This is a genomic window from Pseudoxanthomonas sp. 22568 (assembly GCF_052044485.1).
Lineage (GTDB): Bacteria > Pseudomonadota > Gammaproteobacteria > Xanthomonadales > Xanthomonadaceae > Pseudoxanthomonas_A > Pseudoxanthomonas_A beigongshangi.
Window position 1 is genome coordinate 1 of sequence record NZ_JBQENC010000008.1, and the last position, 20,872, is coordinate 20,872.

Genomic DNA, 20,872 nt, shown 5'->3' on the forward strand with positions numbered 1-20,872 from the left:
CCACGGTCGCGACTTACGTCGCTCCTACGGGGAAGGAACGCCTTGATTGAAAGATGGATCACTTGCCAGCCATCGCCTTTGTCCGCTCCACTCAAGCCAACCTGCCATTGTGGGAGCGACGTCAGTCGCGAGCTTTTCCGCAGATGCCACGAGTCCCGCTTTCGCAACCAGCGTCGTTCCCGCAAGCGGGCGCGATCACGGTTGTAGGAGCGACGTAAGTCGCGACCGCTTCCCGGGCGGCATTGAACCCCACGGTCGCGACTTACGTCGCTCCCACAAGGAAGTGTCGGGCGTGCCGGTCAATGCGCGGACGCTTCCATCCACCATGCCGGCGACCAGCTGTAGTCGTACAGCGGGCGCGCCTCGCGCGGCTGGTAGCCGGCCTGTTCGAACTCCCGCTGCCAGTCCACAACCGGCTGTTCCCAGTTCGAGGGCGCGACGCCACGGCGCAACTGGCCAGCCAGCATCGGCGCGAGGAAGCCATGTGCGATCAGCGCCGCATCCTCGCCATATTGCGCCAGGCAACGTTCGTAGCGGCCGGCGACCGAATGGAAGTACGCGGGCGTGCCGTGCGCCAGCGCGGGTACGTCGAATTCCACCACCACCAGCGTGTCCAGGTGCGGCCGCAACGCGCGCAGCGCGTCCACCCGTTCGGGGGGCGGCAGCGATTGCAGCGCGAAACTGGACTGCGCCAGATCCCAATGGTCGCCCTGCGACAGCCCCTGTACGAAGGCCTGCAAGGTGACGCCGTGCAGCTGCAGCCGTCCTTGCGCGTGGGCGCCGGCGAACTGTTCGGCGAACAGCGCCGCCAGCGCATCGCGCAGGCCGTCCTGCGGCTCTATCACGTCGATGCGGTCAGGCAGCCGCGCGCCGGCACGCAGCGCCGGCAATAGCGCCATGCCATCACCGGCGCCGATATCGAGCAGCCGATGCACCACCGGCCGCGCATGGCGTTCGGCCATCGCCTGGCTGACCGCCGCGTACAACGGCACGTTGTCGCCACCCCGGATGAAGGCCTGGAACGCGGCGTGCGTCGCGTAGGCGTGGTCCGGGCCTTCGCCGGCCAGATGCCGCAGCAGCGCGGCGGCCATGCGCGATCCCCGCGCGTCCGCTTGTCGAAGCAAGGGCAGGGCGGTGGCGGGACGCTCGTCGGCGATGGCGGCAAAGGCATCGGCCAGTCGCGTAACGGCTTCGTCATCGACATCGGACTTCAGCGCGCCGGAGAGGTCGTGGCGTGGTTCGGCGGGGTTCGACATGCGTGCGAAGAAGGCGGAAGGCCACGCGATTATGCCGAGCCACGCGTGGTTGGTCAGTCTTCCTCCAACGCCAGGAAACGCTGCGCGAGATGGTCGATCAAGTGGCGCACCGACGGTACCAGCCCACGCCGCGACGGGAATACCGCGTGGATGATGCCCTGCTTGGGCTGCCAGTCCGGCAGCAGCCGGATCAGGCGTCCGTCGGCGAGTTCGTCGCACATCACCATGGTCGGCAGCAGCATGATGCCGACCCCGGCGACCGCCGCCATGCGAATCGCGGTCATGTCGTCGGTGACCAGGCGGGGTTCGTGATGGACGGTGGCGAGGGTGCCTTCGCGATCGCTGAATTGCCAACTGTGATCGCGGTGGAACGGCCCGAGATCCAGGGTGGGATACCGCGCCAGGTCCGCCGGCGTGGCCGGTATCGGGCTGTTCTCGAAAAGACGCGGATTGGCGGCCACGTTCCAGCAGCGCTGCGCCAGCACGCGGATCACCAGATCGCTGTCCTCCAGCGGCGGCGGGCGCACGCGGATCGCCACGTCCACGCCTTCACCGACCACATCGACGCGACGGTTGGTCGCGTCCAGCAACACCGTGATCTTGGGATTCTCCGCCATGAAGTCGGCCAGCATCGTCCCGACCCGCGCATGCAGCAACGCCACCGGACAGGCGACCCGCACCACGCCGCGCGGCTCGGAGCGGGTGAGTTCGATCGCCTCCTGCGCGGCCTCGGCCTCCACGATCATCGCCTTGCAGTGGCGGTAGTAGTCCTGGCCAATCTCGGTCACCGAAAAACGGCGGGTGGAGCGCTGGATCAGGCGCACACCGAGGCGCTCCTCCAGCAGCGCGATGCGCCGGCTGAGCTTGGACTTGGGCACGCCGAGTGCGCGCCCGGCGGGGGCGAACCCGCCGTGGTCCACCACCTGGGCGAAGTAGAACAGGTCGTTGAGGTCGGTCGGAACCATGCCAGTCATCGTTCACCTGATAGGACTCTGAGGATAAATCCTGCCGACTACCGGGTCCATCGTTCCGGGACTAACGTGGCACCCATCGCAAATCAAGCCCGGTCCGCCCGGGCGGGAGCCCACCAATGAAGAAAGTCCTCGGCGTCTACGGCGCCCCGCGTCCCCACTGGGTCGGGGACGGTTTTCCGGCCCGTTCGCTGTTCTCCTACCAGACCCACGGCAGCCACCTGAGCCCGTTCCTGCTGCTGGACTATGCCGGCCCGTACCGGTTCGAACCGACCGAGCATCGGCGCGGCGTCGGCCAGCATCCGCATCGCGGTTTCGAGACGGTGACCATCGTCTACGAGGGCGAACTGGAGCACCGCGATTCCTCCGGCGCCGGCGGCCGCATCGGTCCGGGCGACGTGCAGTGGATGACCGCCGCTTCCGGGATCCTCCACGAGGAATACCACTCGCCGGATTTCGCCCGTACTGGCGGCACCCTGGACATGGTGCAGCTGTGGGTGAACCTGCCGGCCGGCGCCAAGATGTCCGCGCCGGGTTACCAGACCCTGCTGGATCGCGACATTCCGTCGATTGCGTTGCCGGAAGACGCGGGGCGGTTGCGGGTGATCGCCGGACACCATGGCGATCACCATGGCCCGGCGCGCACTTTCACGCCGATGGATGTGTGGGATGTACGCCTGCAGCAGGGCCACGGCACCACCTTTGAAGTCGCCGAGGGGCGCACGCTCGCGCTGGTCGTCCTGAAGGGCGCGTTGCGCGTGAACGGCAAGCAGGCCGCGCACGACGCCCAACTGGTCGTGCTGGATCGCGATGGCGCCGACGTTTTTGTCGAGGCCGAGGCCGATACGACCTTCCTGCTGCTCAGCGGCGAACCCATCGAAGAACCGATCGTCGGCTATGGCCCGTTCGTGATGAACACCCAGGACGAGATCGTCCAGGCCATCGACGACTTCAATCGCGGCCGTTTCGGCCGGATCGCGCAGTAGTCCCGAGGGGCGCCCGCAGCGCGGGCGCCTCTTCCTTCCCGAGGGCGGCGACGCTCGTCCTCCCCCAACCGGAGTGTTTCCCATGAGCCTTCCCGCCAACTTCAACGGCAGCAAGCCGATTCTCGATCCCGCCAATACCGCGATGCTGCTGATCGACCACCAGAGCGGCTTGTTCCAGACCATCGGCGACATGCCGTTCACCCGCGTGCGGGCGCACGCCACCGCGCTGGCGCGGATGGCCACCCTGGCCGGTCTGCCGGTGATCACCACCGCCTCGGTGCCGCAGGGCCCGAACGGCCCGCTGATTCCGGAAATCCATGCCGCCGCGCCGCACGCGCAGTACGTGGCCCGTCGTGGCGAGATCAATGCCTGGGACAACCCCGACTTCGTCGCGGCGGTGAAGGCGACCGGCCGCAAGCAGCTGATCATCGCCGGCACCATCACCAGCGTGTGCATGGCGTTCCCGTCGATCGCCGCGGTGGCAGACGGCTATCAGGTTTTCGCCGTGATCGACGCTTCCGGCACCTATTCGAAGATGGCCGAGGAAATCACCCTCGCGCGCGTGGTCCAGGCCGGCGTGGTACCGATGGACACCGCCGCGGTCGCCTCCGAACTGCAGAAGACCTGGCACCGCGACGACGCGCAGCAATGGGCCGAGATCTATACCCAGATCTTTCCGAACTACCAGTTGCTGATCGAAAGCTACATGAAGGCCCAGGACGTGCAGAAGAACCACGAAGCCCTGGATTCGCAGCGCGCCTGAGCGCCTGCGACCCGGCCGATCCGGCGATGGCCGGTTCCGCGCTTCCGCATCGCGATGCCGTCCTCCTCCCCGCGGCGTCGCGGTGCATCCCACGGCGGTGCCGGACCCTCCACAGGAGCCACCAGCCGGTGCAGGTAAATTCCATCGCTTCGATGGATCGCCAGTTGCTGGTCAACAACATCGTCGGTGCGTCCCCGGCATCCAATTCTCCTACGACCGCAGCGAGTAGGCGGTTCCGGGGTGGGCGGGACGGGCGGGTGGCCCGTTCCGCTCATTCACGGTCCAGGCCCTCGACGTAGGCCTTGAGCACGTGCAGGGTGCCAGCCCAGTAGAACGTGGTGTGGTGGAAGATGGCATCCGTGGGAAATCCGTGCGCGGCCAGGGTCAGGCGGGTGCCGCCGTTTTCTTCCGCCAGATCGAAATGCAGGTGCGTCTGGTTGGCCGGTTCGTCCGCCAGTCCCGACAGCGAGCTGAGATAGCGATAGCCCAGCGCGTGCGGTGGATCGAAAGCCAGCACCACGCCGCGATTCTCGAACGGCACGTGATGGAAGCCCCGGATGGTGATGGGAGCGCCGATCCGCCAGTCCGTCGCCACCGAAATCCGCAGTTCGGGTTCGCCCATCCAGCGCGGCAGGTGCGCGGGGTCGGTGAGCGCGAGCCAGACCCGCGCATTGGAGGCGTTGACGTAGACGTGATCGGTCCATTCACCGGGCACCGCGTCGTCGGACCGTGCCGTGTCATCCATGTGCGAGGCTCGCGGCAATCAGCGCCACCGACACGATCGCCAGCCCGATGCCCAGCCAGTTGATCCGGCTGAGCCTTTCGCCGAAGGCGAACGTGCCGACCAGCGTGCCCAGCACGACCACGCCCAGGTTCATCGTCGCGAAAACCACCGCCGGATGGCCGGGCAATGCCTGGTGGGCCTTGATGTAGAACAGGATGTTGGCGAAGTTGCAGGCACCGACCAGCAGGCCGGCGAGCAGCGCGCCGGCTTCCATCCGCGCCTGTCCGCGCAGCACGCGCGCGCTGTGCACCGCGATCATCAGCAACAGCGCACCGGCAAAGGCCACCGCGAGCGAAGCGGCGAACGGGGTTCCGGCCATCGCGATGCGCTTGAGCAGGATGTCGACCGCGGCGTAGCCCAGCAACACGGTCAGCGGCAGCAGCCAGCGCGCCCGCGCCACGGCGGTGCCGCCATCATCGCCCGCGCGGGGGCGCGAGACGATGCCGGCGATCGCGATCAGGCCCAGCAACAGCCCGGCCAGCTTGCCGGCATCGGCGGTTTCGCCGAAGAACAGGAAGGCCGCACCCAGTGAGACCACCAGCGACAGCCGCTGGGCCACGTCGGTGCGGGCGATGCCGGCCACGCGCACCGACGCGGCCATCGCGAGGAAGATGCCCGGCAGCAGGATCACCAGCAATCCCAGCGCCAGCCAGGGCGTGCCCGGCTCCCGCAGGCGGGCTAGAGGCGGGTCCAGGGTGGCCAGGCACAGCGCCAACGCCGCCACGTAGTTGCCCAGGATCACCGGCACCATGCCCAGTCCGCGCCGTTGGGCCAGTTTCAGCAGCACCCCGACCAGTACGCTGAACAGGACGCTGACGATCAAGAAGGACATGCGCGGGCCGATAGGGAGGGGCGGCGATTATCTCCCGGTGGCCGGGCGTGCGCCGGATTCGCGTTTCAGGACCATGATCCCGGTACCAATGGGTCATGGAAGAAGGTCTGCATTCGCTTATCATCGCGGCTTCCGCGAGCTGCCATTCGGATGGTTGCGGCGGAACTCAGGGGAGGGGCCCGACGGCCCCGCAATGTTTCAACCAAACAGGGATTGATTTTTCATGTTGAAGATTTCTTTGAAGCAGGCCGCGCTGGCGGCCTCCATGCTGCTGATCGCCGTGCCCGCCTTCGCCGCCAAGAGCGCCCAGGACACGCGCAAGGAAAAAGTCGCGCAGATTCCGACCTGCACCAAGCCGCTGGGCACCATCTCGGTGATCGAGCCGGAAGACGTGGTGAACTGGTGGACCGGCCAGCAGCTGCCGGCGCCGTCGCGCCTGATCAAGGTCTTCGTCAACAAGTCGCGCTGCTTCACCCTGGTGGATCGCGGCGTCGGCCTGAATGCCGCGATGAGCGAGCGCGCGCTGGCCGCCGACGGTGAGCTGCGCAACCGCTCCAACATCGGCAAGGGCCAGATCAAGGCGGCCGACTACGTGCTGGTGCCCGACCTGATCTCGCAGAACTCCAACGCCAGCGGCAACGCCATCACCGGCCTGCTGGGCGGCCTGATCGGCGGCACCGCCGGTGCCGTGGTCGGCGGCCTGAACTTCAAGAGCAAGACCGCCGACGTGGTCCTGACCCTGACCGACGTGCGTTCGTCCGAGCAGGTCGCGATGGCCGAAGGCAACGCCAAGAAGACCGACATGGGTTGGGGCGCCGGCGGCGGCCTGTTCGGCGGCAGCGGCGTGGGCGCGGCCGGCGTGGGCGGTTACGCCAACACCGAGATCGGCCAGGTCATCACCCTGGCCTACCTGCAGGCCTACACCGATCTGGTCACCCAACTGGGTGGCGTGGCCGAGAACGCTTCGGCCGCCAGCGCCCAGCAGGCGGTCGAAATGACCAAGCCGGGCCGCCTGTTCGCCAACGCCAAGGGCACCGGCAAGGCCGTGCGCGATCTGGAGCCGGGCATGATGCTGTACCCCACCGGCACCAAGGAAGGCGTGATGTGGGAAGTCGAGGACGAACTCGGCAACAAGGGCTGGGTCTCCTCCACCCTGGTGCAGCTGGCCCGCTGAGGCCCGCGCCGCACCTGACGCACCGGAGGCCGCGGGAAACCGCGGCCTTCGCGTTTTCCGGGGCCGGCGGGGCCCGCGCTTGGTTTTCACCCGGACCGGCCCAATAATTCCCGCCATGGAAATCAAGTCCGACAACCCCGAACACGGCTTCCAGTTCCCCGGCACCTTCGAACTGAGCGCCATGGGCACCGCCAACGCGGGCCTGGAAACCGAACTCCCGAAACTGCTGACCCAGGCCGGCGTGGAAGTGATCCACGAGGACATCACCTGGAAGCACTCCGCCAACGGCAAGTACGTGTCCGTGCGCATCGCCTTCCAGGCCGCCAGCCGCGAACAGTTCGACGCCGCGCACGAAGCCCTGCGTTCGCATCCGGAAGTGAAGTGGACGCTGTGAGCCGTCCGTGCGTGGTGCGTGAACTGGGACGCCAGCCCTACGAGCCGGTGTGGCGGGCGATGCAGCGCTTCACCGACGCGCGCGACGAACAGACTCCCGACGAGCTGTGGCTGGTCGAGCACGATCCGGTATTCACCCTGGGCCAGGCCGGCAAGCCGGAGCACGTGCTGGCGCCCGGCGACATCCCGGTGGTGCAGGTGGATCGCGGCGGCCAGGTGACCTATCATGGTCCGGGCCAGATCGTGGCCTATCCGCTGTTCGACCTGCCACGGATGAAGGTCGGCGTACGCGATTACGTCTGCAAGATCGAGCAGGCGATGATCGACACCGCCGGAGAATGGAACATCCACGCCGAACGCAAGTCCGGCGCGCCTGGGGTGTACGTGGCAGGCGCCAAGATCGGCGCCCTCGGCATCCGCGTGCGCCACGGCCGCACCTTCCACGGCCTGGCCTTCAACGTCGCCATGGACCTGTCGCCCTGGCACCGCATCAATCCCTGCGGCTACGAAGGCCTGCAGGTCGCGACCCTGTCCGATCTCGGCGGCCCCTCGGGGCTGGAGCAGGTCAAGCCCGTCCTGCTGGAAAAACTGGCCGCGCAGTTCGGCCTGGACCTGCAACCCGAAACCACCCTGCCGGATCTCTCGCTGGCCGCCTGACAAAGCGAAGGCTCCCTGTAGGAGCGACGTCAGTCGCGACCGCTAACCGTGCCTTCCCGCTTCTTCCCATGACGCGCATGCCCTTGGGGGAAAGCACGGGTTTGCTTGCGCATCAGTTTTCCGGTCGCGACTGACGTCGCTCCTGCAAACAAAGCCGGGACGGCATGCCACAATCCGGCGATATGGATGACAACGCCCCGGTTTCCGACACCGATCTCGAAGCGCTGATCGAACGCGGCCTGGCCCGCCTGCGCGAATCCTCGCCCGCCTCGGCCGAACTGCTGGCCGATGCCGTCCGCGCCGCGCGCGTCGGCAGGGTGATCCTGGCCAGCGACTTCGCCCTGGAAACCCTGCGCCGCCAGCCGGATCGGCTGGAAGCCCTGTTGCGCGACGATGGCGCCGCGCCGACCCCCGCGCCGATCCTGGCCGCCGATGAATCCGGACGCTGGCAGGAACAACTGCGGCGCTACCGCGCCGCCGAATCGACCCGCCTGATCTGGCGCGACGTGCTGGGCCTGGACGACGTCGACGCCATCCTCGCCGGCAGCACGCGGCTGGCGGAGAACTGCCTGCGCATCGGCCTGGAAGCGCTGGAAGCCGAATTCGCCCAGCGCCATGGTGTCGTGCGTGCCGCCGATGGCAGCGTGCAGCGGCTGGTGGTGTTCGGTCTCGGCAAGCTGGGCGGCGGCGAGCTGAATTTTTCCTCCGACGTGGATCTGGTCTACGCGTTCCCGCACAACGGCGAATCCGACGGCGCGCGTTCGCTGGCGGCGGAAGACTACTTCGCCCGGCTCGGCCAGCGCCTGGCCAAGCTGCTGGACGAACCCACGGTCGATGGTTTCTGCCATCGGGTGGATTTGCGCCTGCGCCCGTTCGGCAATGCCGGACGGGTGGCGCTGTCGTTCGCCGGCATGGACCAGTATTTCCAGCGCGAGGGCCGCGACTGGGAACGCTACGCCTGGCTGAAGGCGCGCGCGGTGGCCGGCGACATCGAAGCCGGCGAGCGCTGGCTGGAGAGCCTGCGCCCGTTCGTCTACCGCCGATATCTGGACTACACCGCGCTGGACGGCCTGCGCGAGATGAAGGCCGCGATCGCCGCGGAGGTGGCGCGCCGCGAACTGGCCGACGACATCAAGCGCGGCCCGGGCGGCATCCGCGAAATCGAATTCCTGGTGCAGGCGCTGCAGTTGATCCGGGGTGGCCGCGAACCGTCGCTGCGCGAGCGCCGGCTGATGCCGGCGTTGCGCGCGCTGGTCGCGACCCGCCAGGTGGTCGAAGGCGATGGCGCCGCGCTGGGCCAGGCCTACCGCTACCTGCGCCGGCTGGAAAACCGCCTGCAGATGCTGCGCGACGCGCAGACCCACGCCTTGCCGGACAACCCGCTGGATCGCGAACGCATCGCGCGCGGGCTGGACTACCCGGACTGGCCGGCGCTGCAGGCCGCCCTGCAGCGCCAGCGTGATCGGGTGGCGCAGGAATTCGCCGAACTGCTCGCGCCGCGCCGCGGCCAGGCCGAGCCGGGCGCGCTGGAACACTATTGGCGCGCATTGCCGGAAGGCGGTGACGAATCCGCGCTGGCCGACGCCGGCTTCGCAGACGCCGCCACCGCGGACGGCGCGCTGCGCGATTTCGCCCGTTTCTCCGGGGTGCGGGCACTGTCGGACACTTCGCGCGCGCGACTGGATCGGGTGGTGCCCGCATTGCTCGGCGCGGCGGCGCGATCGGCGCAGCCGGATGCCGCGCTCAAGCGGGCGCTGGCGCTGCTGCAGGCGATCCTGCGTCGGGCCAGCTATCTGGCACTGCTGGACGAACAGCCCAGCGCGCTGGCGCGCCTGGTCGACGTGCTGGCGCGCAGCGCGCTGCTGGCCGAACGGCTGGCGCTGTACCCGCTGCTGCTGGACGAACTGCTGGACGCACGCGTGTCCGGACCGCTGCCGGACAAGCAGGGCCTGCACGTCGAATGCAACCGCGCGCTGGAGGGCGGCGATGCCGAGTCGACCCTGCGCGAATTGAACGAACGCCGGCTGGCGCTGAGCTTCCGCATCGCCATGGCCGCGCTGGACCGTCGCCAACCCGCCCGCGAAAGCACCCGCCAGCTGGCCTGGCTGGCCGACGAAGTCGTGCGGGTGGTGCTGCGCACCGCCGAGGACGAGGTCGCGGCCGCGCACGGCCGCGTTCCGCAGGGACGCTTCGCGGTGATCGGCTATGGCAGCCTGGGTGGCGAGGAACTGGGCTTCGGCTCGGATCTGGATCTGGTGTTCCTCTACGACGCGCCCGCCGACGCGCAGTCCGACGGTGCGCGTCCCCTGGAAGCCGGACGCTGGTACGCGCGGCTGGCGCAGAAGATCGTCGCCCTGCTGGGTGCGGAGACCGGCGCCGGCCGGCTCTACGACGTGGACGTGCGCCTGCGGCCGGACGGCGCCAAGGGCCTGCTGGTGTCGTCACTGGCCAGCTACCGCGAATACCAGCGCGAACGTGCCTGGACCTGGGAACACCAGGCGCTGGTGCGCGCGCGCGGCGTTGCCGGCGACGAGGTGCTGCAGCAGGATTTCGAGGACATCCGCGACACCACCCTGTCGCGGATGCGCGATCCGGCGCAGTTGCGCGACGACGTGGTGAAGATGCGCCAGCGCATGCGTGCGGAACTGGACCGCAGCGACGCCGCCCGCTTCGATCTCAAGCAGGGCGAAGGCGGCCTGGTCGATCTGGAGTTCCTGCTGCAGTACCGGGTGCTGCGTGAATCCGACGCCGCCCCCGCGCTGCTGACGCCGCGCAACACCGCCTCGCTGATCGCCGCGCTGCTGGCAACCGGCCGCATCGACGAACCGACCGCGCAGGCACTGACCCAGGCGCATACCGTGTTCCTCGCCGAAGGCCTGGCCTGCACGCTGGACCGGCGCCCGCGGCTGGTGCCGGAGACCGCCGCCATCGCCACCGCCCGCGCCGCCGTGCGCCACGTGCTGGCGGCCCACGATCTCGATTTCGGCGGGTAACCCTGTGGTGTGGTGNACCGCCGGTATCTCCGGTCGCGACTGACGTCGCTCCTACAAAAACAGCTCATTCCCCCGCATAAAACCCCGACCGTTCCAGGAACGCCTCCACTTTCGCGCCATCGCGGTAGTCGAGCTCGATGATCTCGGCCAGCGCGCGTGACTGGTCGGGTGCGCGCCGGTAGTAATCGCGCATGATCGCGTAGCCGATGTAGTAACCCAGATCGCCCGTGCCGTAGGCATTGCCCGGGCCGTTGTAGAGCCAGCCGCTCCAGTCCGTGGCATGCATCTGCGCCCTGAAATCACGCTTCAGCGTGGCTTCGTTGCGTGGTCCGTAACGCATGTACGGCTGCGCGGGTACCTGGCCGGTATAGCGCTCCGCGACGAAGTCCGCCGCGCCTTCGTACATCGCCTGCGCCAGCAGGTTGGCGCCGGGTCCCTTCTGCTGGGTGTGCACGTACTCGTGCACGTTGAGCAGCACCAGCTGCGTGCCCGGCTCGCTGCGGAAATAGACGCCCAGCGCCCTGGACATGCGCTCCGGCAGTTCGGACACATCGGTCCGCGGATCGCCGCCGGCGATTTCCGCGCCAATCAGCACCTTGTCGCCGAGCGTGGTGCCGCTGGATCGCAGGCAGCCGATGGCGAAATAGATCCGGGCTGGCCGCAATGCCGGATACAGCTCGCGGAAGCGGGCGATACCGGGCGCGAACTCGCCGCCGCGCGCCGCCAGCGCCAGCGATCCGGCGCGCACCGAGCCCCAGAACTTCGGATAGCGCCGGATCGCATCCAGATAGCAATCCGCGTCATAGCCCTTGGCCTGCATGAATGCCTTCAGGCCCGCGCTGCCGGGATCGAGGAAATCCCGCTGCAGGATCCGGCGCCGGTCCGCGTCGTCCGGTGTGGCGACGATGCGGTCATAGGCGGTCCAGAAGCGCTCGACATCGGCCGATTCGACTGCGTCGTCCCCGCCGTCGCTCCGCCCCAGCCCCGGCAGGGCCAGGATCATCAGGCCCAGCAGCAGGGCGCCCAAGACGTGTACGTAGCGCATGCCGTCACCCTCGCCGCTGGAAAACAGGAACCGGTTGGATGCGTCGGGCGGGCAGGGCGTTTAAAGCGGCCGTCGATGGCAATCCTGGCCATCGGTGGAGGCACTCAACTGAAATCGGCCAGATGATTGATGCGATCACCGGCGAAGCCGAACTCCGACCGTCCCTGCAACGCCAGTTCTGTGCCCGCGGACGGACCGTCGGGAATGTTCTGGGCGAGGGTGCCGCGATAGTCGATCTCCACGATCGTCCGCTCGGGATCGAAACGCCATGATGTCACCCGCTGCTCGCGGACGGAGAACAACCACCGCGATTGCTCGGCGAGCGCGCGAAAGGCGTCGCTCCCGTCGGTGGCCGTGGTGAGCGCGCCGCCGGCATGGTTCTCGAAGCGCACGTCGTCGGACAGCAATGCGACCATGCCATCGATATCGAAGGCGTTGTAGGCGGTGATGTAACGTTGGATCAGGGCCTGCTTGTCGGCATCGTTCATGGAAACACCGCGCGGGGGAGGAAGGCCCACCTTATCCGCCACCGCCGTGATCGCGCTGTTTCCTTGATGCGGGCCGTTTCCCGTCAGCCGACGGAACCGCCCAGCCGTTCCCGCAGCAGGCCGGCCACGCGCGCGGTTTCGCGCAACGGCTCGACCGCAAACGGCGCCAGCTTCCCGTCCATGGCGCGGATCCGGCCGCTGGCCAGCAGCGCGTCGAGGAACCGGCGCGGCCGTCCGCTCACGCGCGGCGGATCGAACACGAATACCGGCACGCGGGTGGCGCAGGCTTCGGAGATCATGTTGACCGAATCCGGCGAGCACACGATGCGGTCGGCCCAGGCGAGCAGTCCCGGATAGGGATTGGCGCCGTCGGCGTCGTCGATCCAGGTCAGTCCAGGCGTCTCGACGAAGCGGTGGCGCAGCGCGTCGCGGACCTGCGCGTCGGTCCGCCGCGAAGCGGTGATCAGCAGGCTGCCGCCGTCGCGGGCGAGCATCGCCTCCAGCCGGCCGGCCAGCACTTCGAAGGCATTGCGGTCGAAGCGGGCATGCGCGCTTCGACCGCCCAGCAATACGGCGGTGCGCGGTCCGGGCAGATCCGCGAACGCGGCGAATCCGTTGCGCGCCCGCGCCAGCCAGGCGTCGTCGATGGGATTCAGGCTGCCCTGCACGGTGAGAACGTTGGCGCCAGACAGGCCGTCATGCGCCGGCGCGACGACCCAGTTCCACAGCGAGGGATCCAGCCGGGGATCCAGGATCTGCACGACCTGGCTGCCCACCGAGCGCAGCAAGCGGGTGGCGAGCGCGGCCTGCCGGCCGCAGCCGATGGCCAGTCGCGGCGGGGCGGCCAGCGCGGTCCGGAACGCGGACCCGAACGCCCCCGTGTCCCCGGGCAGCCGGCGGGGCGCCCACCAGCGCCAGGGCGCGCTCGGTCGCAGGACCAGTGCCTCGCGCGGTGCCGCCTCCAACGCGTCGGCCAGGGCCGACGCCTGGCGGACGTTGCCCGCATGGCCGTCAGTGAGGGTCCAGAGGCGGTCGGAAAGCAGGGTGGGGCGGTCTGTTTGTTCCACCTGTCAAAACAATCCGTTCCGGAGCAGCCGGATGATCGCCAAAGTCGGGACACTCTACACTGGCCGGGTTGTGATTCGCGCGGTCGGGCGAATCCGACGTGCCCGATCCCGCCTCCTTTCGGATGAACCTTTTTCCCGGGTCTTCCGCCGGCCGTCGGTCATGTCGCCCGCCTCGACCCCGCCTTGACGAAGCCTGACGTATTCGACTGACCACCACCCCCGGAGATTCCACCATGCGCAAGACCCTGTTGATTGCCGCCCTGTTCGCGTTCGCCGGTTCAGCGTTCGCCGCCCCGGTCACCTACAAGATCGATCCCAACCACACCGACGTGATCGCCCAGTGGAGCCACTTCGGCTTCTCCAACCCGAGCGCGCACTTCGGCAAGGCCGACGGCACCATCGTTTATGACGCCGAGAACGTGTCCGCGTCCAAGGTCGAGGTGACCCTGCCGCTGTCGGGCCTGAACAGCTTCGTCGCCGATTTCGACGAGCACCTGCGCAGCGCCGATTTCTTCGATGCCGCCAAGTTCCCGGCCGCCACCTTCAAGAGCACCAAGGTGGAAGCCGCCGGTGAAGGCAAGCTCAAGGTCACCGGCAACCTGACCATCAAGGACATCACCAAGCCGGTGGTGCTGGACGTGACCCTGAACAAGGCCGGCGAGCACGCCATGGCCAAGCGCGCGGCGATCGGCTTCGATGCCACCACCACCGTCAGCCGCACCGAATTCGGCGTGGGCAAGTACGCGCCGGCGGTCAGCGATGAAGTGAAGCTGCGCATCACCACCGAAGCGATGGTGCCGAAGGAGTAAGTCTCCCCGGGGCCGGTGCCCCTCCCTCCCCCGACCGGCCTACCCGCGCCGCCCGGTTTCCGCCGGGCGGCGTTTCTTTTTTCGCCGGTCTTGTCCGCGGCGCGCGCATGGGCCCGGTTTCCCCACCGGTGGTAAACTTCCCCGGTTCCCCCGAATCGCATCGCCGCCATGAGCCAGACCGCCACCGCGCCCGCCAACGCCGAGAAGCGCTACACCGTGCATCGCGCCGACCTGCCGTTGAGCTGCCCGCTGCCGTCGATGGCGCTGTGGAACTCGCATCCACGCGTGTACCTGCCGATCGAGGATGCGCCGGGCGGCGAAGTCCAGTGCCCGTACTGCGGTTCCCACTTCGTCCTCGCCGACTGATTCCGGCCGGGCCGCGATGCCCCGCCTGACCGTGGTGCAACTGCTGCCGGCGCTGGAGTCCGGCGGCGTGGAGCGATCCACCCTGGAGATCGCCGAAGCGCTGGTCCGGGCCGGCCATCGTGCCATCGTCGTCTCCGCCGGCGGCCGGCTGGTACCCGCGCTGGAAAAGTCCGGCGCCGAACACATCACCCTCGACATCGGCCGCAAGTCGTTGCTGACCCTGCGGCACGTCCGCACCCTGCGCGATCTGTTCCTGCGCGAGCGCCCGGATCTGGTGCACGCCCGTTCGCGCCTGCCGGCGTGGCTGGGATGGAAGGCGCTGGGCGCGGTGCCCGCCGCGCGGCGCCCGCGCTTCGTCACCACCGTGCACGGCCTCAACTCGCCCGGTCGCTACAGCGCGATCATGACCCGTGGCGAACGGGTGATCTGCGTATCGGAAACCGTGCGCGACTACGTGCTGGCGCACTACCCGCGCACCGATCCCGGCAAGCTGCGGGTCATCCCGCGCGGGATCGATCCGACACGCTTCCCACATCGGGCATGGCCTGATCGGGCGATGCGCGCCGAGTTCGCCAGCGAATACCCGGGCCTGGAGGGCGACGGCCCGCTGCTGTTGCTGCCCGGCCGCGGGACGCGGCTGAAGGGGCATGGCGATGCGGTTTCGCTGCTTGGCCGGCTGCGCGCGCAGGGACTGGACGCGCGATTGTGGATGCCCGGCGCGCGCGAAGCCGGTCGCGAGCAGTACATCGGCGAACTGGAACGGCAGGCCGGGCAGGGCGGCTTCGGCGACGCGCTCGTGATCACGCCACCGACCGCACGCATCGCCGATGCCTATGCGGCGTCGGATCTGGTGCTGCAACTGTCGCGCAAGCCCGAGGCGTTCGGCCGCACCGTCATCGAAGCGCTGTCGGTGGGACGTCCGGTGGCGGGCTGGGCCCATGGCGGCGTGGGCGAACTGCTGGCGGAACTGCAACCGCAGGGCGCGGTGCCGCCGTTCGACGAAGCCGCGCTGCTGCGGACGGCACAATCCCTGCTGGCGTCGCATCTGCCGCCTTCAGCGGCTACGATGCCGGCCTACACCCTGCGTGCGATGCAGGACGCCACGCTCGCCACCTATCTTGAACTCGCCCATGACCGCCAGCTCGCCGATCACTGAGAACGCGCAGCACGCGCCACACGGCTGGCGCTGGGCGCCGGCGTGGGTGCTGACGTTCGTCGCGTTGTGGCCGATGCCCGGATTCGCCGAGGGCGTGATGGTGCTCGGCGCATTGGCGGCCATCGTCCGCTTGCTGCTGGCGCGCTTCCGCGGCAGTGCCAGCCTGCTCAGCAACCCGGCCTGGGCGCTGACCAGCGTGATGTTCCTGGCCTACTGGCTGCCCGAATTGATTTCGGCCGTCGAGGCGGTCGACTCCGCGCGCGCGCTGCGCGAGGCGGTGGTGGATCTGCGCTACCTGCCTTTCCTGTGGCTGGTCGCCGCCGCGGTGGCCAACGAACGCGGCCGGCGGACCACGTTCGGCGGCCTCGCCGTCATCGTGGCGGTATGGACCTGCGATGCGCTGCTGCAGGCGGTATCGGGCACCAGCCCCTTGTTCTGGAGCCTGGATCAGCTCAAGCAGCTGACCAGTGGCCATTCCATGTGCACGGCCGAGGATGTCGCGGTGCTGGATCGCCTCAGCGGCTTCCTGGGGCCCTGCAATCTCAAGCTGGGCGTGGTGCTGGCCAGCCTGTCCCCGTTCGTGCTGTTCGGCGCGGGCAGGAAGCTGGGAACCTTCGGGTGGGTCGNCTGGCCGGCGCGCGCGCCGCCTGGATCACCTATGCGCTGGTGCTGGTGTTCTCCGGCCTGCCGCTGCTGGGCTGGAAGCGCCTGTTGGCGGTATTCGCCTTCGGCGCGCTGGCGCTGGTCGCACTCGGCGTGTCCTCGCCGCAGCTGCGCGAACGCCTGGACCGCACCAGCCAGGCCCTGGCCGCCGACGAGGACGGCGTCGACATGGCGCTGTCCGGACGTACCCAGATCTGGGGCGCGGCCTGGTGCATGGTCAAGGAACAACCGATCAACGGCGTCGGCGTGAGGGGATTCCGCAAGGCGTTCCCCGACTGCGATCCGTTGCACGGCGGCCGCCCGGCGTGGGGCCACGGTCCCGCGCTGCATGCCCACCAACTGGTGCTGGAAGTGCTGAGCGAAACCGGCGGCATCGGCCTGCTGCTCTGGCTGGCCGGCGCCGCGCTGGCCTGGCGCGCCTGGCGCTATGCAACCCCGCAGGCCAAGGAGCGCGCGCGCCCGGCGATGCTGGCGCTGGCGGTGACGGTGTTCCCGTTCAATACCCACCTGGCGTTCTATTCGACATTCTGGGGCGGGCTGACCCTGATGCTGGCCGCGCTCTACACCGGTAGCCTGCTGGCCCGCGAGGCCGCGCCGGAATCCGGGCCGGCGGCGTGATCCGGTTGGCGGACCCGGCGGCCTGAGCCGAAGCGCGCCCGGTCCGGAGGATGCGGATTACGGGTCGTACCGCTTACTGCGGCCTTCGGGCTGGCGCTTGAAGCGGCGGTGGATCCACAGGTACTGCGCGGGCGCTTCCCGCACCATCGCTTCTATCTGCGCGTTGACGCGCGCGCTGTCGGCGACCGCGTCCTGCGACGGGAAATCCTCCAGCGGCGGCGCCACCCGCAGGATGTAGCGGCCGCCTTCCCGGCGATGGAAGAACGGCACCACCGCGCATCCGGTCAGGCGCGCGAGCTGGTGGGTGGCGGTGATGGTGGCGGCCGGCACGCCGAAAAACGGTGCGAACACCGTGTCCTTGCCGCGCATGTCCTGGTCGGGCGCGTACCAGAGGAAACCACCCTGCTTGAGATGACGGACCGCGCCGCGGATCTCGTCGTTGGTGAACATGTGGGTGGCATAGCGCAGGCGGCCGCGCTTGACCGCCCATTCGAACACCGGATTGCGGTGGCGCCGGTACATGCCGGCCAGTTCGATGTGGTCGCAGATGAGCCGGCCGCACATCTCCAGGGTCATGAAATGCCCGGACACCATCAGCACGCCGCGTCCCTGCGCACGCAGCGCCTGCAGGTGTTCCAGTCCTTCGACGACCACGTCGCGCCGCATCGGCGTGATCGAACCCCACCAGGCGCGCGCGAACTCGAACAGGCCGACGCCCAACGCCTGGAAGCTGTCCTTCAGCAGTGCCTGCCGCTCCGTCTCGTCCATGCCCGGGAAGCACAGCGCGAGGTTGACCTCCGCCGCGCGCCGGCGCGAAGGCGCCAGGTATGGCGCCAGCCAGCCGATGCACGCACCCAGCGCGCGCTGCACCGGCCAGGGCAACTGCGCCCCGGCGACCATGACACCCAGGCCAAGCCACTTCAGCCACAGGCGTGGGGAAAACGGGGGGCGTGCGGGCATCTGCGGGGCGGCCATGGCTTAATTCTAGCGTCTTACCTATCCTTTCCCGATGCGGAAGGACTTCACCGAGCGTTTGTTGCGTGGCCTGTACTCGGGCGCGCTGTACCTGTTGACGCCCGTCACCGTGTACCACCTGATCTGGCGCGGTTTCCGCTTCGCCGAGTACTTCCAGCGCTGGAACGAGCGCTTTGGCAGTTATGAGCGCAAGCCGGAGCCGGCGGACATCTGGCTGCATGCGGTGTCGGTGGGCGAAGTCAACGCCGCCGCGCCGGTGGTGGAAGCCTTGCGCCGCGCGCGTCCGGACCTGCGTTGGGTGGTCACCACCATCACCCCGACCGGCTCGGAGCGGGTCGCCGCCCTATGGGGCGACAGCGTCGAACACGTCTACGCGCCCTACGACCTGCCCGGCGCCGTCGGGCGCTTCCTGGACCACTACCGCCCGGCGATCGGCCTGGTGATGGAAACCGAGCTCTGGCCCAACCTGCTGTTCGGTTGCCAGGACCGCCACATACCGACCTACATCCTCAACGGTCGCCTGTCGGCGCGTTCACTGCGTGGCTACAGCGTGTTGCGGCCGTTGATCGCGCGCACCCTGCGCACCCTGCGCCGGGTCGCCGCGCAATCCGATGCGGATGCGCGCCGGTTCGTGGTGCTCGGTGCGGATCCGGAACAGGTGCGCGATATCGGCAACCTCAAGTTCGATGTGCGTGTTCCCGAGGGACTGGATGCGTTCGTGGCGGGATTCCGCGAGAACGCCGGCCGCCGTCCGGTCTGGATCGCGGCCAGCACCCACGAGGACGAGGAATCGGCGGTGCTGGCGATCCATCGCCATCTGCGCGCGCGCTGGCCGGATCTGCTGTTGTTGTGGGCGCCACGCCATCCCGAGCGCTTCCCGCGCGTGCAGGAAGCGGCCGAAGCCGCGCATCTGCGCACGGCCTCCCGTCGCGGGAAGCGTTGGCCGGCCGCGGATACCGACGTGTTCGTCATCGATACGCTGGGCGAACTGGCCTCGTTCTACGCCTGCGCGGACGTGGCTTTCGTCGGCGGCAGCCTGCAGCCGATCGGCGGCCACAACCTGCTGGAGCCGGCCGCGGTGGGTACCCCGGCGGTGACCGGTCCGCATCTGCACAACTTCGTCGAGATCGCCAAGCGGCTGAGGGAAGCCGATGCGCTGATCGTCGGCCAGGACGCGCAGGCGGTGGCGACCGGCGTGCAGCGGCTACTCGAGGATCCGGTCGAATGCCAGCGCATGGCCGACAACGGACGCGCGCTGGTCGAGCACGGACGTGGCGCGCTGGCGCGCACACTGGCGATGATCCAGCCGGATCTGCCGCCCTCGGTGGACTGATTGCGCCGATGAGCATGCCCGTCATTCCTCCGCAGGCGCTGTCCGGCGTGCGGGTGCTGGATCTGTCGCGCGTGCTGGCGGGACCGTGGTGCACGCAGACGCTGGCGGACCTGGGCGCCGACGTGATCAAGATCGAGCGACCCGGCAGCGGTGACGACACCCGTGGCTGGGGGCCGCCGTTCCTGCGCGATCGCGACGGCCAGGAGACCGGCGAATCGGCGTACTACCTGTGCGCCAACCGCAACAAGCGCTCGCTGGCGGTGGATATCGCGACCGCCGACGGGCAGGCGCTGATCCGCCGGCTGGCGCGGGGTTGCGACGTGGTGGTGGAGAATTTCAAGGTCGGCGACATGGCGCGCTACGGACTGGATGCCGCCCGCCTGCGCGCCGATGACCCGCGCCTGATCTATTGCTCGATCACCGGTTACGGACAGACCGGGCCCTATGCGCGCCGCCCCGGTTACGACTTCGCCGTGCAGGGATTGGGCGGACTGATGAGCGTGACCGGCGAACGCGACGGTTTGCCCGGTGCGGGGCCGCAGAAGGTGGGCGTCGCCGTCGCCGACCTGTTCACCGGTATGTACGCCACGGTCGCCATCCTGGCGGCGTTGCGGCATCGCGATATGACTGGAGAAGGACAGGTCATCGACATGGCGCTGCTCGATGCGCAGGTGGCGATGCTGGCCAATCTCGGCAGCCAGTATCTGGTAGGCGGCGTCGTGCCGCACAGGATGGGCAACGGCCATCCGAGCATCGTGCCATACCAGGCGTTCGAGGCCGCCGATGGCCACGTCATTCTCGCGGTCGGCAACGATGCGCAGTTCGCGCGCTTCTGCGCCATCGCCGGACATCCGGAATGGGCCGGTGATCCGCGTTTCGTCCGCAACGCCGATCGCGTGCGCAACCGCGACGCGCTGGTTCCGTTGATCACGGACGCGATGCGCATGCGCAGCCGCGAGGATTGGCTGGCCGTGCTGGAAGCCGGCGGCATTCCCTGCAGCCCGGTCAACGACATCGACGAAGTGTTCGCGGACCCGCAGGTGCGTGCCCGTGGTCTGCGGGTGAGCGTGGACCATCCCGCGCGGGATGCGCTGCCGTTGGTGGCCAGCCCGCTGAGACTGTCGGCCACGCCGGTGCGCTATCGAAGCGCGCCGCCCACGCTAGGGCAACATACGGAGGAAATCTTGCGCGAATTCGGCTTCAGTGGAGAAGAGATTGCGGCTTTATGGGCGGCCGAAGCTATATCCTCTTAGTTCAAACGGAGCAACAGTCTCCATTGCTGTTGCTCCGTACCTCGGACGACTCAAGGGACGGTACAGGCCATCGTTACCCTCACAATCCAAGGTCCGAACTTTCCGACCTGTTGTTGGCTTATCACGTTAACTCTGGTGAACCTTGAGTCACCACCCATGAATGCACATTGTCGTTTGACTTCCATTGTGGCGAAGTTCATGGCGCTGGCCTGTGTTGAACCGGAACCGCTTCCATAAACCGTTCTTGTCCAAGCGGCTTGAGCCCCTTGCGTTGCCAGGCACAGGATCGC

General features: G+C 68.5%; 19 protein-coding genes and 1 pseudogene. 12 read left to right on the forward strand and 8 right to left on the reverse strand.

Going from position 1 to position 20,872, the window contains the following annotated elements; translation table 11 throughout:
- Positions 1–299: 299 nt before the first annotated feature.
- Positions 300–1,256 (reverse strand): hypothetical protein, encoded by a 957-nt coding sequence (locus ACTJI2_RS11535; RefSeq protein WP_440842158.1) that lies wholly within the window; start codon positions 1,254–1,256, stop codon positions 300–302.
- Positions 1,257–1,309: 53 nt separating this feature from the next.
- Positions 1,310–2,221, reverse strand: a complete 912-nt coding sequence (locus tag ACTJI2_RS11540) for a LysR family transcriptional regulator (protein WP_183639352.1) — start codon at positions 2,219–2,221, stop codon at positions 1,310–1,312.
- A 125-nt stretch (positions 2,222–2,346) separates the two neighbouring features.
- Here ACTJI2_RS11540 and ACTJI2_RS11545 point away from each other — a divergent pair, with 125 nt between their 5' ends.
- Both ACTJI2_RS11545 and ACTJI2_RS11550 read left to right on the forward strand, forming a co-directional pair.
- Positions 2,347–3,213 carry a pirin family protein gene (locus ACTJI2_RS11545; RefSeq protein ID WP_440842159.1) on the forward strand — a complete coding sequence of 289 codons (867 nt, stop codon included), beginning with the start codon at positions 2,347–2,349 and terminating at the stop codon, positions 3,211–3,213.
- Positions 3,214–3,295: 82 nt separating this feature from the next.
- Positions 3,296–3,976 carry a hydrolase gene (locus tag ACTJI2_RS11550; RefSeq protein WP_440842161.1) on the forward strand — a complete coding sequence of 227 codons (681 nt, stop codon included), beginning with the start codon at positions 3,296–3,298 and terminating at the stop codon, positions 3,974–3,976.
- A 271-nt stretch (positions 3,977–4,247) separates the two neighbouring features.
- Here the strand turns inward: ACTJI2_RS11550 and ACTJI2_RS11555 are convergent, their stop codons facing one another.
- The gene (locus ACTJI2_RS11555) at positions 4,248–4,721 is read right to left on the reverse strand and encodes an SRPBCC family protein (protein WP_318287809.1); all 474 of its coding nucleotides are present in this window, start codon (positions 4,719–4,721) and stop codon (positions 4,248–4,250) included.
- Positions 4,714–5,592: an EamA family transporter gene (locus ACTJI2_RS11560; RefSeq protein WP_440842162.1), complete on the reverse strand. Its 879-nt coding sequence runs from the start codon at positions 5,590–5,592 to the stop codon at positions 4,714–4,716. Before ACTJI2_RS11560 ends, ACTJI2_RS11555 begins: the two co-directional genes overlap by 8 nt.
- A gap of 223 nt (positions 5,593–5,815) precedes the next feature.
- Here ACTJI2_RS11560 and ACTJI2_RS11565 point away from each other — a divergent pair, with 223 nt between their 5' ends.
- The 4 genes from ACTJI2_RS11565 (at position 5,816) to glnE (ending at position 10,809) form a co-directional block, all read left to right on the forward strand.
- The gene (locus tag ACTJI2_RS11565; RefSeq protein WP_183639347.1) at positions 5,816–6,766 is read left to right on the forward strand and encodes a CsgG/HfaB family protein; all 951 of its coding nucleotides are present in this window, start codon (positions 5,816–5,818) and stop codon (positions 6,764–6,766) included.
- A gap of 115 nt (positions 6,767–6,881) precedes the next feature.
- Positions 6,882–7,160, forward strand: coding sequence for a DUF493 family protein (locus tag ACTJI2_RS11570; protein WP_183639346.1), 279 nt, complete (start codon positions 6,882–6,884; stop codon positions 7,158–7,160).
- On the forward strand, positions 7,148–7,816 hold the full coding sequence (gene lipB / locus ACTJI2_RS11575; protein ID WP_328805223.1) for a lipoyl(octanoyl) transferase LipB: 669 nt from the start codon (positions 7,148–7,150) through the stop codon (positions 7,814–7,816). The genes ACTJI2_RS11570 and lipB overlap by 13 nt, the downstream gene beginning before the upstream one ends.
- Positions 7,817–7,998: 182 nt before the next feature.
- Positions 7,999–10,809, forward strand: coding sequence for a bifunctional [glutamate--ammonia ligase]-adenylyl-L-tyrosine phosphorylase/[glutamate--ammonia-ligase] adenylyltransferase (gene glnE, locus ACTJI2_RS11580; RefSeq protein WP_440842165.1), 2,811 nt, complete (start codon positions 7,999–8,001; stop codon positions 10,807–10,809).
- 64 nt (positions 10,810–10,873) lie between these two features.
- On the opposite strand, the gene ACTJI2_RS11585 is transcribed toward glnE, so the two are convergent.
- From ACTJI2_RS11585 to ACTJI2_RS11595, 3 genes are all read right to left on the reverse strand, one after another.
- Entirely contained in the window at positions 10,874–11,854 is a 981-nt protein-coding gene (locus ACTJI2_RS11585; RefSeq protein ID WP_440842166.1) for a hypothetical protein, read from the reverse strand.
- Between the two features lie 104 nt (positions 11,855–11,958).
- A complete protein-coding gene (locus tag ACTJI2_RS11590; RefSeq protein WP_440842167.1) occupies positions 11,959–12,342 on the reverse strand; it encodes a nuclear transport factor 2 family protein in 384 nt (127 codons plus the stop codon).
- Between the two features lie 83 nt (positions 12,343–12,425).
- Positions 12,426–13,409: a mitochondrial fission ELM1 family protein gene (locus ACTJI2_RS11595; protein WP_440842168.1), complete on the reverse strand. Its 984-nt coding sequence runs from the start codon at positions 13,407–13,409 to the stop codon at positions 12,426–12,428.
- A 233-nt stretch (positions 13,410–13,642) separates the two neighbouring features.
- Here ACTJI2_RS11595 and ACTJI2_RS11600 point away from each other — a divergent pair, with 233 nt between their 5' ends.
- The 4 genes and pseudogenes from ACTJI2_RS11600 (at position 13,643) to ACTJI2_RS11615 (ending at position 17,021) form a co-directional block, all read left to right on the forward strand.
- The gene (locus ACTJI2_RS11600) at positions 13,643–14,218 is read left to right on the forward strand and encodes a YceI family protein (RefSeq protein ID WP_141455456.1); all 576 of its coding nucleotides are present in this window, start codon (positions 13,643–13,645) and stop codon (positions 14,216–14,218) included.
- Between the two features lie 168 nt (positions 14,219–14,386).
- Entirely contained in the window at positions 14,387–14,584 is a 198-nt protein-coding gene (locus tag ACTJI2_RS11605; RefSeq protein ID WP_141455457.1) for a zinc-finger domain-containing protein, read from the forward strand.
- 16 nt (positions 14,585–14,600) lie between these two features.
- The gene (locus tag ACTJI2_RS11610; RefSeq protein WP_440842170.1) at positions 14,601–15,740 is read left to right on the forward strand and encodes a glycosyltransferase family 4 protein; all 1,140 of its coding nucleotides are present in this window, start codon (positions 14,601–14,603) and stop codon (positions 15,738–15,740) included.
- Positions 15,715–17,021, forward strand: a pseudogene (locus tag ACTJI2_RS11615) (O-antigen ligase family protein). The gene ACTJI2_RS11610 and the pseudogene ACTJI2_RS11615 overlap by 26 nt, the downstream one beginning before the upstream one ends.
- 57 nt (positions 17,022–17,078) lie before the next feature.
- Here the strand turns inward: ACTJI2_RS11615 and ACTJI2_RS11620 are convergent.
- The gene (locus ACTJI2_RS11620) at positions 17,079–17,996 is read right to left on the reverse strand and encodes an LpxL/LpxP family Kdo(2)-lipid IV(A) lauroyl/palmitoleoyl acyltransferase (protein ID WP_440842171.1); all 918 of its coding nucleotides are present in this window, start codon (positions 17,994–17,996) and stop codon (positions 17,079–17,081) included.
- A gap of 34 nt (positions 17,997–18,030) precedes the next feature.
- Between ACTJI2_RS11620 and waaA the strand changes: the two genes are divergently transcribed.
- Both waaA and ACTJI2_RS11630 read left to right on the forward strand, forming a co-directional pair.
- Positions 18,031–19,329 carry a lipid IV(A) 3-deoxy-D-manno-octulosonic acid transferase gene (gene waaA, locus ACTJI2_RS11625; protein ID WP_440842172.1) on the forward strand — a complete coding sequence of 433 codons (1,299 nt, stop codon included), beginning with the start codon at positions 18,031–18,033 and terminating at the stop codon, positions 19,327–19,329.
- A gap of 8 nt (positions 19,330–19,337) precedes the next feature.
- Positions 19,338–20,582, forward strand: coding sequence for a CaiB/BaiF CoA transferase family protein (locus ACTJI2_RS11630; RefSeq protein ID WP_440842173.1), 1,245 nt, complete (start codon positions 19,338–19,340; stop codon positions 20,580–20,582).
- The last annotated feature ends 290 nt before the right edge of the window (positions 20,583–20,872 follow it).

What these genes read in the sequence shown, in the direction of transcription:
- ACTJI2_RS11555 (WP_318287809.1), bottom strand. Translation starts at nt 4,721, where the DNA reads ATGGATGACACGGCACGGTCCGACGACGCGGTGCCCGGTGAATGGACC.
- glnE (WP_440842165.1), top strand. Translation starts at nt 7,999, where the DNA reads ATGGATGACAACGCCCCGGTTTCCGACACCGATCTCGAAGCGCTGATC.
- ACTJI2_RS11585 (WP_440842166.1), bottom strand. Translation starts at nt 11,854, where the DNA reads ATGCGCTACGTACACGTCTTGGGCGCCCTGCTGCTGGGCCTGATGATC.
- ACTJI2_RS11545 (WP_440842159.1), top strand. Translation starts at nt 2,347, where the DNA reads ATGAAGAAAGTCCTCGGCGTCTACGGCGCCCCGCGTCCCCACTGGGTC.
- ACTJI2_RS11570 (WP_183639346.1), top strand. Translation starts at nt 6,882, where the DNA reads ATGGAAATCAAGTCCGACAACCCCGAACACGGCTTCCAGTTCCCCGGC.
- ACTJI2_RS11605 (WP_141455457.1), top strand. Translation starts at nt 14,387, where the DNA reads ATGAGCCAGACCGCCACCGCGCCCGCCAACGCCGAGAAGCGCTACACC.
- ACTJI2_RS11620 (WP_440842171.1), bottom strand. Translation starts at nt 17,996, where the DNA reads ATGGCCGCCCCGCAGATGCCCGCACGCCCCCCGTTTTCCCCACGCCTG.
- ACTJI2_RS11565 (WP_183639347.1), top strand. Translation starts at nt 5,816, where the DNA reads ATGTTGAAGATTTCTTTGAAGCAGGCCGCGCTGGCGGCCTCCATGCTG.
- ACTJI2_RS11560 (WP_440842162.1), bottom strand. Translation starts at nt 5,592, where the DNA reads ATGTCCTTCTTGATCGTCAGCGTCCTGTTCAGCGTACTGGTCGGGGTG.
- ACTJI2_RS11590 (WP_440842167.1), bottom strand. Translation starts at nt 12,342, where the DNA reads ATGAACGATGCCGACAAGCAGGCCCTGATCCAACGTTACATCACCGCC.
- ACTJI2_RS11610 (WP_440842170.1), top strand. Translation starts at nt 14,601, where the DNA reads ATGCCCCGCCTGACCGTGGTGCAACTGCTGCCGGCGCTGGAGTCCGGC.
- ACTJI2_RS11630 (WP_440842173.1), top strand. Translation starts at nt 19,338, where the DNA reads ATGAGCATGCCCGTCATTCCTCCGCAGGCGCTGTCCGGCGTGCGGGTG.
- ACTJI2_RS11540 (WP_183639352.1), bottom strand. Translation starts at nt 2,221, where the DNA reads ATGGTTCCGACCGACCTCAACGACCTGTTCTACTTCGCCCAGGTGGTG.
- ACTJI2_RS11600 (WP_141455456.1), top strand. Translation starts at nt 13,643, where the DNA reads ATGCGCAAGACCCTGTTGATTGCCGCCCTGTTCGCGTTCGCCGGTTCA.
- ACTJI2_RS11550 (WP_440842161.1), top strand. Translation starts at nt 3,296, where the DNA reads ATGAGCCTTCCCGCCAACTTCAACGGCAGCAAGCCGATTCTCGATCCC.
- ACTJI2_RS11535 (WP_440842158.1), bottom strand. Translation starts at nt 1,256, where the DNA reads ATGTCGAACCCCGCCGAACCACGCCACGACCTCTCCGGCGCGCTGAAG.
- waaA (WP_440842172.1), top strand. Translation starts at nt 18,031, where the DNA reads ATGCGGAAGGACTTCACCGAGCGTTTGTTGCGTGGCCTGTACTCGGGC.